We start from the raw sequence: 13,231 nt of genomic DNA, 5'->3' as shown, positions 1-13,231 counted from the left end.
TTTATTTGAAACAAATTAGTATTTGCGTACGTATACATAGGTAATGAAAAGAGGAGGAACAATTTTGAGAGCTGAACCAATTCATCAAATTTCCCGAAAAGGGTTAACAGTATGGCGATTATATGGTGTGTTACAAACATTGCTGTTGTTAGTCATTGCAGCATTGGTTTGTTATGGCACTTATTATTATGAATGGCCTTCATTTATTTATTTTATCGCGATTGCTGTTGTTCTATTAAGTGCATTTTTTTCTGCGTATTTATTCCCGAAAATTCGATGGGAACGCTGGAGATACGAAGTGCGCGAACATGAAATTGAAGTCCAACATGGCTTGTTTGTTGTCAAACGCACATTAATACCAATGGTACGTGTGCAACATGTTGACACGACACAAGGCCCCATTTTAAAAAGATACAGCCTAGGTAATATTTCAATTTCTACAGCCGCCACGGTACATACAATTCCAGCACTGGTCATGGATGAAGCAGATGGACTTCGTGCGCGTATTTCGGAATTAGCAAGGGTGGCGGAAGATGATGTCTAACGAATTGTATCGTTTACACCCCGTATCGGCGATTATCTCTAGTGTCAAAGCACTAAAGAGTATGATCTTACCTGTAGCCATTATCATTATTAGTAATGGCTTTAACTTTTCCTTGAACTTCCGCAGTGAATATTTTTTTGAAACCGTATTACTGTTTGGCGTGTGGGGGGTAGGGGCAGTACTAGCGCTTGTCGGTGGTATTGTAAAGTGGCGTACCTTTGTTTACTGGTTTGAGGATGGTGAACTCAGAGTAAAGTACGGGTTATTCGTCAAAAAGAAGCGTTATATTCCATTTGAGCGCATTCAAAGTTTAAATTACCATGAAGGTATTTTTCATCGGATATTTGGCCTAGTCAAGGTGCAAGTTGAGACAGCAGGCAATAAAGGTGGCAAGCCAGAGGTAGAATTAACAGCTATTCAAAAAATAGCGGCTGATGTTATTGAAGAAGAAATGCGTCGAGCAAAAATACAAATCGCGCAACCACTTGGCGAGGAACTAGCACATGGACAAATAGAAGAAGTGATGGTGCCTGTTATTTATCGTATGTCGATGCGGGATTTACTTGTATTAGCAACGACTTCTGGTGGAATTGGCGTTGTCCTATCAGGTGTTGCAGCGGTCATCTCTCAGTTTTCGGATATTATCCCGTATGAAGAGGTCTTTCATGAAGTGGCAGATATTGTGAAGATTGGCGCATTCTTAGTTGCTTTAATGATCATGTTTGTGTTGATTATTGCGTGGCTACTATCGGTTGTTATAACACTTGTGAATTATTACGATTATACGGTTCGTATTGAAGATGAAAAGTTAATGATTACTAAAGGGTTACTGGAGAAGAAAAGAATTACATTACCATTAAATCGTATACAGGCAATCCGTATAGTTGAAAACCCTTTGCGTCAAATATTTGGTTTTGCTACGGTTGTAGTAGAAAGTGCAGGGGGAAATGGTGAAAAGGGTGGAGATAAGAAAATTGCATTGTTCCCACTGATTAAAAAACAACATTGTGTACAGACGCTCGAACAACTTTTCCCTGAAATGAATTGGCATCCTGAATTTATAAAGGCTCCGAAACGTGCACGTCCATTTTTTTATCGCATTGATTTCATTTGGCTCGTACCGATAATAGGGGCAAGCAGTTATTTCTTATATCCTTACGGGTTATTAGCATTCTTATTAATACCATTAATCATATTCCTTGGTATTTGGCAACATCGAACAGCAGGCTACATGATTGACGGCAAGCAATTGACAATGCAATATCGGATCTTTAGTCGCATTACATTGTTTATGGAGAAAAAACGTATACAATCTATGGAAAGTAGTCAAACGTATTTCCAAAAGCGTAAACAAGTCATGTCGATAAAAGCAACGGTAATGTCAGGAATGGCTGGTATGACAGTTAATGTACCTAGCCTAGAACAACAAGATGCTGAAACTATATTAACTTGGTATGAACATTAAATAGAAAATGATTAGCTAATCTTTGCATAAAAATGTAAGGATTAGCTTTTTTTATGTACAAATCTAGAAAAAATGCGTTTATAATAGAATAAATTGACAAAAAGGGGTGGATTTGATGTTTCGATACAGCATAAATGAGCACACCTATTTAAAAATGTTAGATTTAAATGATGTAGAGGAGTTATTTGCGCTAACAGACCGTTCAAGAGAGACTTTACGTGAGTGGTTACCCTTTGTAGACAATGTCAAGACGGTCAAAGATACAGAACAATTTGTTCGAAATGCAATGCAACAATATGCTGACCATAATGGGATACAGGCTGGAATTTATTATGATGGTAAGCTAGCGGGGGTCATTGGTTATCATCAAGTGAATTGGCAACATAAGTGTACAAGTATTGGCTATTGGTTAGGGAATGAGTTTGTTGGCAATGGGCTTGTGACAAATTCGATGAGGGTATTTATTGATTTTGCTTTCGAATATCTAAAGTTAAATCGCATTGAAGTCCGCGTTGCAGTGGGGAATATACGTAGTCGGACAATTCCTAAAGTGCTAGGATTCAATGAAGAAGGGCGTTTAAGAGATGCTGAATGGCTATACGATCATTATGTAGATCAGGTTGTCTATGGGCTAACCGCAGTAGAATGGAAAAAAATAAAAATGGCGAAAGAGGCTACTGTTGTACTATAATTTCAACGATAGCATGTCAATGACCTTAGAAAAAATGGAATGTTAGGGATGTTAAGCTATAAAAAAGAGGAACAGCCCGCAGTGATTAACACCTCACTGATGGGGTAGCTCCTCTTTTTACAAGCTATTTTCCTGCCATTCTTTGTTTGCGCCAACTTAGAATTCTTGTAGGATGTAGGTAAATAAGTCCGAGTAGGAATCCAGTCACTAAGCCACCTAAATGGGCATAAACATTTACATTAGACTGTAAGAAAGTCATGATGACACTGATGACGATAATCGGCAAAATAAGCTTACGAAGCATTGGCATTGTACGACGCGTGTAGTAGACAAGTGCACCAAACGCACCGAAGATACCAAAAATTGCGCCGCTTGCGCCAAGGCTGGCATAACTACTGTCATTAAGCATAAAGGTTGCCATGTTCCCTACGATACCCGATAATAAATAAATCGTAATGAAGCGTGCTTTGCCTGCAATTTTCTCAAGTTCTGGCCCAAATAAAAACAGGGAGAACATATTAAAGAGCACATGCATAAAGTTCGCATGTAAGAACATCGCAGAGAAAATCCGCCACCATTCACCGCTTTGTATAAGGAAATTGACTTGAATCCCATAGTTCCACAGCAGTTCTCCTATGACTGGAAGAAGTGTTAATACATAAAGAATAAGATTCACTGCTATTAGTGTTGAAACAACAGGATAATAACTTGTATATTGCTTAAAATTTTCTGTTCTACTAAACATAGCTCCACCTCAATTTACAATTATTATACATGGCTTTTTGGAAATAAGAAAAGGAGAAGTTCATATGATTAAAGGAATTGGTCTCGATATTGTAGAAACTGAGCGTATTGTGAAAGCAATGACACGCACAGATAAATTTATGGACCGCATTTTATCAGTTAACGAACGTGCACTATTTACAGCGCATTCTGAATCTCGCAAAATAGAATTTTTAGCAGGGCGATTTGCGGCAAAAGAGGCCTTTTCAAAAGCGCTAGGTACCGGAATAGGGAAAGATTGTGCGCTACAAGATGTTGAAATATTAAGAGGGGAAGCGGGTAACCCTGTTTTATATTTTAAAGGAGAGCTTGTAAAGGGCTTTGTTAGTATTACACATTCTAAGCAATATGCAGCCGCGCAAGTAATATTACTTATGGAATAAAATATATTGCCTTTTCATCAAATGACATAACTGACAAATATGGTTCATATATTGTCGTAGTGGATTTGAAAGAAGAAAGGGTGAAAGCGTGGGCAACCGTTTAGTTACTTGGCTCGTCTTAATTTGTGCGATATTACTTCTGTCGGCGTGTGGTACAGCCTCACAGGAAAAAGTGTTGAAGAAAGTTAATGGTAAGTGGTCAGAGACGAATGGTTATGAGTTAGACGCTAAGATGGAGATTAAATCAGGTGGAGAACCTAGAACATATGATGTTACCGTGTGGCATACTAAACCTGATTTCTATCGAGTGGAAGTAGTGGAAAGTGGGAAAGATGTATCGCAAATGATTGTGCGTAATGCTGATGGAGTTTTTGTGGTTACACCAACATTAAACAAAATGTACAAATTCCAAAGCGATTGGCCAAAGAAAAATAGTCAGGCGTATTTAATCGGAGCATTAGCAGAAGATTTAGCTGAAGATAAAAATTTAGTCATGAAAGAAGAGGACAAAGCATATATATTTGAAGCGGCTACTAGAAATAGTTATAAAAATAGTATGCCTCACCAAGTTATAACGGTAGATAAGAAAACGATGCTTCCTACATCTGTAGTGATTATGAATGATGTCAAAGAAGAGCAAATTCGTATTACATTTAATAATATTAAGCTAGGTGTACAACATGCTGCGAAAGAGTATGCTGTTGAACAATTTACTGAAACAGAAGATTCAAAAGGCGAACAAGCTGCACCTGCAAACAAAGATGCAAAAGATGATAAAGATGCAAAAGGTGAAACGGATGCAAAAGGTCAAGCGGAAGCAGACGGTGAAGCGGATGCTAAAGGTCAAGCAGATGCAAATGGTGAAAAAGAAGCAGTCGGTGCAGAGGTTGAATATCAAGAATTCCAAACGCATTATCCAGTTGTGAATTTTGAAAACACGAAAATGACAAATGAAAAAGCCATTAGTGATAGTGGTATGGAACGAGTTATTTTAACGTTTGAAGGGGATAAAGCGTTTACAGTTATGCAGCAACCAGTTATGAAAGAGTCCTCTATGTTACCAGTTACTTCGCCAGGTGATCCTGTTGACTTAGGATTTACAATTGGCGCGATTACAGATACGTCCATTAGCTGGGAAAAAGATGGCGTCGCATTCTTTGTAGCTTCTAGTAAATTAACACGTGAAGAAATGGTGGAAGTTGCGACTTCCATGACGATAAGTAGTATGAAGTAATTTTTCTAGCTACAGCTTTCTGAAAAGAGAGCTGTAGCTTATTAGGCAATAAAAGAACTTTTTATTTCTAGCAGTTTATGTATAGCAATGTGAAACAGTGGAGATTAATGATCTATAGAAGTATGTTGCATGTTCTACAAAAAGATAAGCTAGTTTTAATAGGAATAAAAAGGGAAAAATTAACATGCTGTCGAATTTATATAATGACATGCACAAGTAGATCATCAATGTATTATCCAAATGGCGGACAAGTAGTATGCTAGAATTTAATGTTATATGGAATTATTCCTATACATAACGGTTTAATAACTAAAAAAGAGGGTATTCTAATGGAGACACAGCAGCATTTTAGACCAACCAAAGCAATTGTAGATTTACAAGCAATCCAACAAAATATAAAAAATTTAAAAGATCTACTCCAACCAAATGTACAAATTATCGCAGTCGTAAAAGCTAATGCCTATGGACATGGGGATATTGCAGTTGCTAAAGCAGCTTTGGAAGCGGGTGCAACAATGCTTGCCGTGGCTACACCAGATGAAGCATTACATATTCGAGCACATTTCGAAGAACCAGACATACTAATATTAGGGGCCTCGCCAGTATCGTTTGCATCCTATGCAGCACAACAACGCATTACTCTTACGGTATTTTCAAGTGAATGGGTACAGCAAGTTGCAACAATGGTAGCAGGGGAAGAAAACCCTTTACAACTACATATTAAGGTAGATAGTGGAATGGGCAGAATTGGTATACGCACCGAAAGCGAATTGTTAGCGCTATACCATACCATCCATTCAACAGATAATGTAGAATTGGATGGCATTTTTACTCATTTTGCAACAGCTGATGAGGAAGACACAGCCTATTTCGATAGCCAAGTAGCGTTATTTGAAAAGCTCATTGCTATATTGCCTGACAAACCTAGACTAGTACATGCATCCAATACAGCAACGGCTTTGGTAAAGGATAATCGTTTACAATATGATGCTGTACGTTATGGTATTTCAATGTATGGTTTAGCACCATCATCTTATGTAGAGGGGATTTTACCATTTCCATTGAAGCCTGCCTTTTCACTTGAGAGTGAGCTTGTCCATGTCAAACAGTTAAAAGCAGGAGATTCAGTAGGTTACGGAGCAACATTCATTGCACAAACAGATATGTGGATTGGGACAATTCCAGTAGGTTATGCAGATGGGGTAATTCGTAAATTAGCAGGACAAGAGGTACTAATAGACGGACAAAGAATGCCTATAGTTGGACGAATTTGCATGGACCAATGTATGGTTGCGCTACCAAAAGCATATGCTATAGGTAAGGAAGTAACGCTCATTGGTCGTCAAGGGCAAGATGAGATTTCAATAGATGAATGGGCAACAAAGCTAGAAACGATTAATTATGAAGTACCATGCATTATTACAGCAAGAGTTCCTCGTATTTACATTTAACTTTGTTTAACCAAGTAGCCCTTCTCTTCATAAAATAAGAGTGAATAGTAATTATTCAATTTTGGTTAAGTTAAATAAGGAGTATAACAAATTTTAGAGGAGTCTTTTATGTAGGCTTATAAAATATGGGTGGAACGCGTAATTTATTACAAGTAGTTTTTTAATGAAAATAATTTTTCAATACATGTAGACAAATTAGGTTAGCGAATTTTTGTCGAAATTAATCTGTGAATGGGAAAGCCAATTCTGTTCGGATTAGTGGATTATGTATAGTGAAATTAAGTAACAAGGCACCAAGTCAATATGACGGATGGTACCAGCACATACTTTCGAAAACCTACAAAATTTTACAACTTGTCCTTCAAATTGTCAGATATTTTGTCATTTCATGTCTTTTCAACAATATCTTTCAATGGTAGAATGGGTAGTAATGAAAAAGTGTATGGTTCCGTTGGAGGTGCTTGCTGTGTACGAGAAAAAGTTAAGAGAAGCTACAATTGCTATTCAAGATAGACTGATTCTACAAACAAAGGAAGTAATTGAAGGTGAATCTTTTGTGCGTATTTTGTCGCGCAAAAATTTAATGCAGGAGCAACCAAATCAAATACGGGAAGCTATGATGAAAGGATATGTTGAGATGTCTCATATTAACCTGATGATTGCAAGTGAATGCTTGCACGCGGAATATGAAGCACAACATACAGTGGAGCGTCTCGTTAGCGGGGGATGACACTTTGAATGTAAAACGTGGTGACGTTTTTTTTGCAGATTTATCGCCGGTAGTTGGATCCGAACAAGGTGGCACTAGGCCGGTATTAATAATTCAAAATGATATTGGAAATCGATTTAGTCCGACTGTCATCATCGCGGCAATTACTGCACAGATTCAAAAAGCAAAATTACCGACACATGTTGAAATAAATGCTGAAAAGTACGGTTTTGAACGTGATTCGGTCATTTTGCTTGAGCAAGTGCGTACAATTGATAAGTCTAGATTGACTGATCGTATTACGCAGCTAGATCATGCAGTAATGGAAAAAGTGGATGGAGCATTGATGATTAGTTTGGGGCTTGTTAAATTTTGATATACATATGTGTATAGAGCATCAGGGATTTTATTTATCCTGATGTTTTTTTAATTTTTTTCATTACAAGCATTATTGCCTTTTAAGTTTGTAGAAAATTGTCGTTGGTTTTTTGTAACTCAAAAAAATAAAATTTATGCGAAGAAAAAAAGTTAATCATGTTTAACATCCGATAGATGCGGGTAAAGAAGAAAAGTCTAATAAATATGGTGGAGGTGGGCTGTATGGACATGGTAGTAAATTTTAAAAAAGATGGCACAAAATTATATGGTTATGTTGAAGGTGAAATTGATACATTTACAGCTTCTGGTCTGCGTGAGGAACTAGAGGCGGTTAAGATTACAGAAGGTATGGAGATTAAATTAGATTTATCGAAAGTGAATTATATGGATAGTACGGGTCTTGGTATTTTAGTAGCTTTTTATAAAAGAGCTTTACGTGAAGAAGGTAAAGTTAAAATTGTAGGCCTATCTAAACGGTTACAAAGATTATTTGAAATTACTGGCTTAAGTGAACTGATGGATATTGAAACTGATAAGAAGGTGGAATTAAGTAATGAAGGAATTTGATTATATTGAGATAAGGGTTCCTGCAAAGCCGCAGTTTGTCAGTGTTATTCGTTTAACGGTTTCTGGATTAGCTAACCGCATAGGGTTTAGCTACGATGATATTGAAGATTTGAAAATCGCCGTTAGTGAAGCGGTGACAAATGTTGTGCACCATGCGTATAAAGATGTTGAAGAAGGCGAAATTGTCATAGGTTGTGCGCTCTATGAAAACAAGTTGGAAATGATGATTGCAGACTATGGGAATAGTTTTAACTTTGAAGAGATTAAAACGAAAATTGGGCCTTATCATCCGGGAGACAGTATTGCGGGGCTAAGAGAGGGCGGTTTAGGGCTTTATTTAATGGAAACTTTAATGGATGAGGTGATGATTAATAACGATGGTGGCGTAACTGTCTTCATGACAAAGTACGTCGCTAGGGAGCAGGTGGAAAAAAATGTCGAAAGAATCACTACATAAATCTTCTACTAAGGAAGATGTATTAAAGTGGATAGAATTGTACCAAGCAACAGAAGATGAAGAAGCTCAAACCAATTTGGTTATTCATTATCGTAATTTAGTAGAGTCCATTGCGCGAAAATATTCATATGGTAAATCTTATTACGATGATATTGTGCAAGTTGGAATGCTCGGGTTACTAGGTGCAATAAGACGTTTTGATGCTACATTTGGTCGCAGTTTTGAGGCCTTTGCAGTACCTACTATTATTGGGGAGATTAAACGATTCTTACGCGATAAAACGTGGGATGTTCATGTACCGAGACGAATTAAAGAAATTGGACCACGTATTAAAACGACTGTAGAATCGTTAACGATAGAGTTCCAACGTTCACCTTCCGTTAAAGAAATTGCAGAGCGTTTAGAGGTACCGGAGGAAGAAGTTTTAGAGGCAATGGAGATGAGCCGAAGCTACCAAGCACTGTCAATGGATCATTCAATCGAATCAGATAATGACGGAAGTACTGTCACGTTATCTGATATTATGGGTAAAGAAGATATAGGTTATGAAATGACCAACAGAAGAATGATTGTTGCAGATGCAATGGAAGTTTTGAATGAGCGAGAAAAACAAATTATTCAGCTTACTTATTTAGAGCAACTGAGCCAAAAAGAAGCGGGAGAACTATTAGGTATTTCTCAAATGCATGTTTCGAGAATTCAAAGAAAAGCAATTAAGAAATTACAGGAGGTCATTCTTGCAAGTGGAAGTGTGCCACTGTAATACCTTTCATTAGGGCGTTTATTACTAGAGGGTTTCATAATCCAATAGCAATAGCGCCTTTTATTTTTGGCTGTCCTTCTTGGTGGATGGACTATCTTTGGTTTTTTATTGAAGTGTAGTGGTAAAATGAAAAGAAAAAAGGTAGTGATAATGTGGAACAAAAACAAATGTACCAGCTTATTGCAAAGGATGTAGCAATTAAACCAAATCAAGCAGAGGCAGTAATAAAATTACTGGATGAAGGTAACACCGTCCCGTTTATTGCGCGCTATCGAAAAGAAGCTACTGGCTCTTTGGATGAGGTACAAATAAAAGCTGTAGAAGATCGTTATCATTACATACAGCAACTTGAACAACGTAAAGAAGAGGTTCTTCGTTTAATTCAAGAACAAGATAAGCTTACGCCAGAGCTGGAACAAGCCATCCAAGTGGCGACGGTATTACAACGTGTTGAAGATTTATATCGCCCATATAAGCAAAAACGACGTACGAAAGCGACTATCGCAAAGGAAAAAGGGTTGGAGCCTCTAGCTGATCTCCTGCTAGAGTATCGTAGTGAAGCGTTAGTCCAATTAGCTCAAGATTTTGTTGATATGGAGAATGTTGCAACAGTGGAAGATGCAATTGCTGGAGCACGTGACATTTTAGCAGAGCGCTTTGCTGATGATGCAAGTATACGGCAGAAAATCCGTACTTTTTCTTGGAAAGAGGGCATGCTGACTACCGCTTTAAAAAATGCGGAACTAGATGAAAAAAAGGTTTTTGAAATGTATTACGAATATGAAGAGCCTGTCAACCGCATTGTTCCTCATCGTATTTTAGCTGTCAATCGTGGGGAGAAGGAGGATGTCTTAAAGGTTGCTATCCAAGTACCGATAGATCGAGTACTGATGATTATGTGGAAAGAGTGGATACCAGCAACAGGTTTCTCACCTGCCATTGCAGAGGTGAAACTTGCAATAGAGGATTCCTATAAACGATTAATTCAACCATCGATTGAGAGAGAGTTACGTAATGAATTAACGGAAAAAGCAGAGGCGCAAGCGATTCATATTTTCTCGGAAAATCTCCGCAATCTTTTACTACAGCCACCGTTAAAAGGTAAGTATGTACTAGGGGTGGATCCTGCCTATCGTACGGGTTGTAAATTAGCTGTTGTTGATGAGACGGGTAAAATGCTAGAAGTTACGGCGATTTACCCACATCCGCCAAAGCCAGATGTAGCAAAATCAAAAGCAGTTGTGAAAGAGATTTTAGCGAAATATCCTATTACAATCATTGCGATTGGTAATGGGACAGCCTCGCGCGAAACTGAGCAATTTATTGCCGATGTTTTAAGTGAAGTGAATACAGATGTGGCCTATGTTATTGTCAACGAAGCCGGTGCATCCGTATATTCAGCGTCGGAGGTTGCGCGTGCTGAGTTTCCTGATTTGCAAGTAGAGCAACGGAGCGCGGTGTCCATTGCACGACGTTTGCAGGACCCATTGTCGGAATTAGTAAAAATTGAGCCAAAGGCAGTAGGTGTTGGACAATATCAGCATGATGTTTCTCAAAAGAAATTATCAGAGTCATTAACATTTATAGTAGAAACAGCGGTTAACCAAGTCGGTGTCGATGTCAATACAGCATCAGCCTCTTTATTGCAATATGTTTCAGGGTTATCGAAAACCGTTGCCGAAAACATTGTAAAAGTACGAGAAGAAAATGGGCAATTCACAACTCGTGCGCAACTGAAGAAAATTCCTCGCCTCGGTGCAAAAACGTATGAGCAAGCAATAGGGTTTTTACGTGTGCCTGAAGCGAAAAATCCATTCGATGCGACAGGTATTCACCCAGAAAGCTACAATATTGCAGAGCAAATTTTAGATGCGGCTCACATAAATAAAAAAGAACTAGGAACACAAAAGGCAGAGGAAGCAATTGCAGCTCTTAATGTTCAAGTGTTAAGTGAAAGTCTAGGGATTGGCGTTGTTACTGTTCAGGATATTGTAGATACTTTAATGAAACCAAGCCGTGACCCACGTGATGCTTTCCCACAACCATTACTTAAAACGGATGTTTTAAAAATGGAAGATTTACAAGTAGGAATGGAATTACAAGGTACTGTACGGAATGTCGTCGATTTTGGTGCATTCGTTGATATTGGTGTAAAACAAGATGGGCTTGTGCATATTTCCAAGTTGCAAAAAAAACGTATTAAACATCCATTAGAGGTTGTGGCATTAGGTGATATTGTCACAGTATGGGTGGAACAAATAGAGGTAAACAAAGGCCGTATTTCATTAACGATGCTTCCTCCAGAAAAACAAATGGTTGAAGTGTAATAATTTCTTACCACACTGTCTATACTGCGCAGTGTGGTATTCTTATTGTTAGAGGTGATGAAATTGAACAATGAGGAACTGCAACAGCTTGTAAGTCGAATTTCATTAGAAAGTTTTCATAAACCCTTTATGCATCGTGCATACTTTAATCCAAGGCTGCGTACAACAGGTGGGCGTTATCTTTTGCAATCCCACCATATTGAAATCAATCCAAAGGCGTTTGAAATATATGGTGTTAGAGAGGTAGAGGGGATCATTCTTCATGAATTATGTCATTACCACTTGCACCTTGAAGGAAAGGGCTATCAACATCGTGATAAAGATTTTCGAGCGTTGTTAAAAAAAGTGAATGCCCCTCGATTTTGTTCAGCGTTGCAAATACCTAAATCTCGTAGCAAAAAACAGCGTCCTCACTATACATATGAATGTATACAATGTCACCAAAGGTATGTTAGAAAAATTAGATTCAATGTGAACAGATACTGTTGTGGCAAGTGTTCAGGGCAATTAAAGATAGTTGAGTAAAAAAACTTTTAAAAAAGGGTTGACGTTTATTCAGCTAATCCCTATAATAGTAAAAGTCGACAAGATAAAGCCGACAACACAATATGATTATTCCGAAGTAGCTCAGTTGGTAGTAGCACCTGACTGTTAATCAGGTTGTCGCAGGTTCGAGTCCTGCCTTCGGAGCCATGGCCCCTTGGTCAAGCGGTTAAGACACCGCCCTTTCACGGCGGTAACACGGGTTCGAATCCCGTAGGGGTCATTTTCATAAATAGATAATTGTAACATTGGTCCCGTGGTGTAGCGGTTAACATGCCTGCCTGTCACGCAGGAGATCGCCGGTTCGATCCCGGTCGGGACCGCCACTTATTGGGGTATAGCCAAGCGGTAAGGCAACGGATTTTGATTCCGTCATGCCTAGGTTCGAATCCTAGTACCCCAGCCATTCATTTCTTAATATGAGCCATTAGCTCAGTTGGTAGAGCATCTGACTTTTAATCAGAGGGTCGAAGGTTCGAGTCCTTCATGGCTCATCTTTTTTAAGAAAAAGGTTGAAAATTCGAATTATCATTGTATAATAAGAAGGTTCCTGTTTTTTGAATGCGGTCGTGGCGGAACGGCAGACGCGCTAGGTTGAGGGCCTAGTGGGGGCAACCCCGTGGAGGTTCAAGTCCTCTCGGCCGCACCAAGTCAGTTCAGTTATTTAACACATGCGCCCGTAGCTCAATTGGATAGAGCGTCTGACTACGGATCAGAAGGTTGTGGGTTCGACTCCTGCCGGGCGCGCCATAATACATTTTAATAATTGCGGGTGTAGTTTAATGGTAAAACCTCAGCCTTCCAAGCTGATGTCGTGAGTTCGATTCTCATCACCCGCTCCAAAAAATATTTAAAAAAATTGTTGACATCATTAACGAAAGATGTTAAGATGTAAAAGTCGCTGAAACAAACGGCAACAAAATGAACCTTGAAAAC

General features: G+C 38.6%; 14 protein-coding genes and 8 tRNA genes. 21 read left to right on the top strand and 1 reads right to left on the bottom strand.

Translation table 11 applies throughout. The features are described from left to right. Positions 1-64: 64 nt before the first annotated feature. The 3 genes from FC748_RS16255 to FC748_RS16245 all read left to right on the top strand — a co-directional run bounded on the left by FC748_RS16255 (position 65) and on the right by FC748_RS16245 (position 2,700). On the top strand, positions 65-544 hold the full coding sequence (locus FC748_RS16255; protein WP_024361315.1) for a PH domain-containing protein: 480 nt from the start codon (positions 65-67) through the stop codon (positions 542-544). After that, positions 537-2,009 carry a PH domain-containing protein gene (locus tag FC748_RS16250; RefSeq protein ID WP_108030831.1) on the top strand — a complete coding sequence of 491 codons (1,473 nt, stop codon included), beginning with the start codon at positions 537-539 and terminating at the stop codon, positions 2,007-2,009. The genes FC748_RS16255 and FC748_RS16250 overlap by 8 nt, the downstream gene beginning before the upstream one ends. 115 nt (positions 2,010-2,124) lie before the next feature. Next, positions 2,125-2,700: a GNAT family N-acetyltransferase gene (locus FC748_RS16245; protein WP_108030832.1), complete on the top strand. Its 576-nt coding sequence runs from the start codon at positions 2,125-2,127 to the stop codon at positions 2,698-2,700. Between the two features lie 124 nt (positions 2,701-2,824). On the opposite strand, the gene FC748_RS16240 is transcribed toward FC748_RS16245, so the two are convergent. Beyond that, positions 2,825-3,445 (bottom strand): rhomboid family intramembrane serine protease, encoded by a 621-nt coding sequence (locus FC748_RS16240; RefSeq protein WP_024361312.1) that lies wholly within the window; start codon positions 3,443-3,445, stop codon positions 2,825-2,827. Between the two features lie 64 nt (positions 3,446-3,509). Between FC748_RS16240 and acpS the strand changes: the two genes are divergently transcribed. The 18 genes from acpS to FC748_RS16150 all read left to right on the top strand — a co-directional run bounded on the left by acpS (position 3,510) and on the right by FC748_RS16150 (position 13,137). Next, entirely contained in the window at positions 3,510-3,866 is a 357-nt protein-coding gene (acpS, locus tag FC748_RS16235) for a holo-ACP synthase (protein WP_024361311.1), read from the top strand. A gap of 88 nt (positions 3,867-3,954) precedes the next feature. Further along, positions 3,955-5,100 (top strand): LolA family protein, encoded by a 1,146-nt coding sequence (locus FC748_RS16230; protein ID WP_025220703.1) that lies wholly within the window; start codon positions 3,955-3,957, stop codon positions 5,098-5,100. A 329-nt stretch (positions 5,101-5,429) separates the two neighbouring features. Next, positions 5,430-6,551: an alanine racemase gene (gene alr, locus FC748_RS16225; RefSeq protein WP_025220702.1), complete on the top strand. Its 1,122-nt coding sequence runs from the start codon at positions 5,430-5,432 to the stop codon at positions 6,549-6,551. 466 nt (positions 6,552-7,017) lie between these two features. Continuing rightward, positions 7,018-7,281, top strand: coding sequence for a hypothetical protein (locus FC748_RS16220; protein WP_080653282.1), 264 nt, complete (start codon positions 7,018-7,020; stop codon positions 7,279-7,281). A 4-nt stretch (positions 7,282-7,285) separates the two neighbouring features. Further along, complete coding sequence (locus FC748_RS16215; protein WP_008177055.1) at positions 7,286-7,636, top strand: type II toxin-antitoxin system PemK/MazF family toxin; 351 nt, start codon at positions 7,286-7,288, stop codon at positions 7,634-7,636. A 224-nt stretch (positions 7,637-7,860) separates the two neighbouring features. Then, positions 7,861-8,205 carry an STAS domain-containing protein gene (locus FC748_RS16210; RefSeq protein WP_024361307.1) on the top strand — a complete coding sequence of 115 codons (345 nt, stop codon included), beginning with the start codon at positions 7,861-7,863 and terminating at the stop codon, positions 8,203-8,205. Next, a complete protein-coding gene (rsbW, locus tag FC748_RS16205) occupies positions 8,192-8,662 on the top strand; it encodes an anti-sigma B factor RsbW (RefSeq protein ID WP_024361306.1) in 471 nt (156 codons plus the stop codon). Before FC748_RS16210 ends, rsbW begins: the two co-directional genes overlap by 14 nt. Continuing rightward, positions 8,640-9,425: an RNA polymerase sigma factor SigB gene (sigB, locus tag FC748_RS16200; RefSeq protein ID WP_024361305.1), complete on the top strand. Its 786-nt coding sequence runs from the start codon at positions 8,640-8,642 to the stop codon at positions 9,423-9,425. The genes rsbW and sigB overlap by 23 nt, the downstream gene beginning before the upstream one ends. Before the next feature lie 152 nt (positions 9,426-9,577). Then, positions 9,578-11,752 carry a Tex family protein gene (locus FC748_RS16195; protein ID WP_108030833.1) on the top strand — a complete coding sequence of 725 codons (2,175 nt, stop codon included), beginning with the start codon at positions 9,578-9,580 and terminating at the stop codon, positions 11,750-11,752. A gap of 63 nt (positions 11,753-11,815) precedes the next feature. Next, positions 11,816-12,277: a SprT family protein gene (locus tag FC748_RS16190; protein ID WP_108030834.1), complete on the top strand. Its 462-nt coding sequence runs from the start codon at positions 11,816-11,818 to the stop codon at positions 12,275-12,277. Between the two features lie 91 nt (positions 12,278-12,368). Further along, positions 12,369-12,445: transfer RNA gene (locus FC748_RS16185), tRNA-Asn, on the top strand. A gap of 1 nt (position 12,446) precedes the next feature. Next, positions 12,447-12,518 (top strand) — tRNA-Glu (locus FC748_RS16180). 27 nt (positions 12,519-12,545) lie between these two features. Beyond that, positions 12,546-12,621: transfer RNA gene (locus FC748_RS16175), tRNA-Asp, on the top strand. Between the two features lie 5 nt (positions 12,622-12,626). Further along, positions 12,627-12,701, top strand: a tRNA-Gln gene (locus FC748_RS16170). 15 nt (positions 12,702-12,716) lie between these two features. Beyond that, positions 12,717-12,789 (top strand) — tRNA-Lys (locus tag FC748_RS16165). 69 nt (positions 12,790-12,858) lie between these two features. Beyond that, positions 12,859-12,944, top strand: a tRNA-Leu gene (locus tag FC748_RS16160). A 24-nt stretch (positions 12,945-12,968) separates the two neighbouring features. Then, positions 12,969-13,045: transfer RNA gene (locus tag FC748_RS16155), tRNA-Arg, on the top strand. A gap of 18 nt (positions 13,046-13,063) precedes the next feature. After that, positions 13,064-13,137: transfer RNA gene (locus FC748_RS16150), tRNA-Gly, on the top strand. Positions 13,138-13,231: the final 94 nt, after the last annotated feature.

This window comes from Lysinibacillus sphaericus (assembly GCF_005217585.1).
In the GTDB taxonomy this organism is placed as follows: Bacteria; Bacillota; Bacilli; order Bacillales_A; family Planococcaceae; genus Lysinibacillus; species Lysinibacillus sphaericus.
Note: the sequence above shows the minus strand (reverse complement) of the source record. Positions and strands in the feature narration are given on the sequence as shown.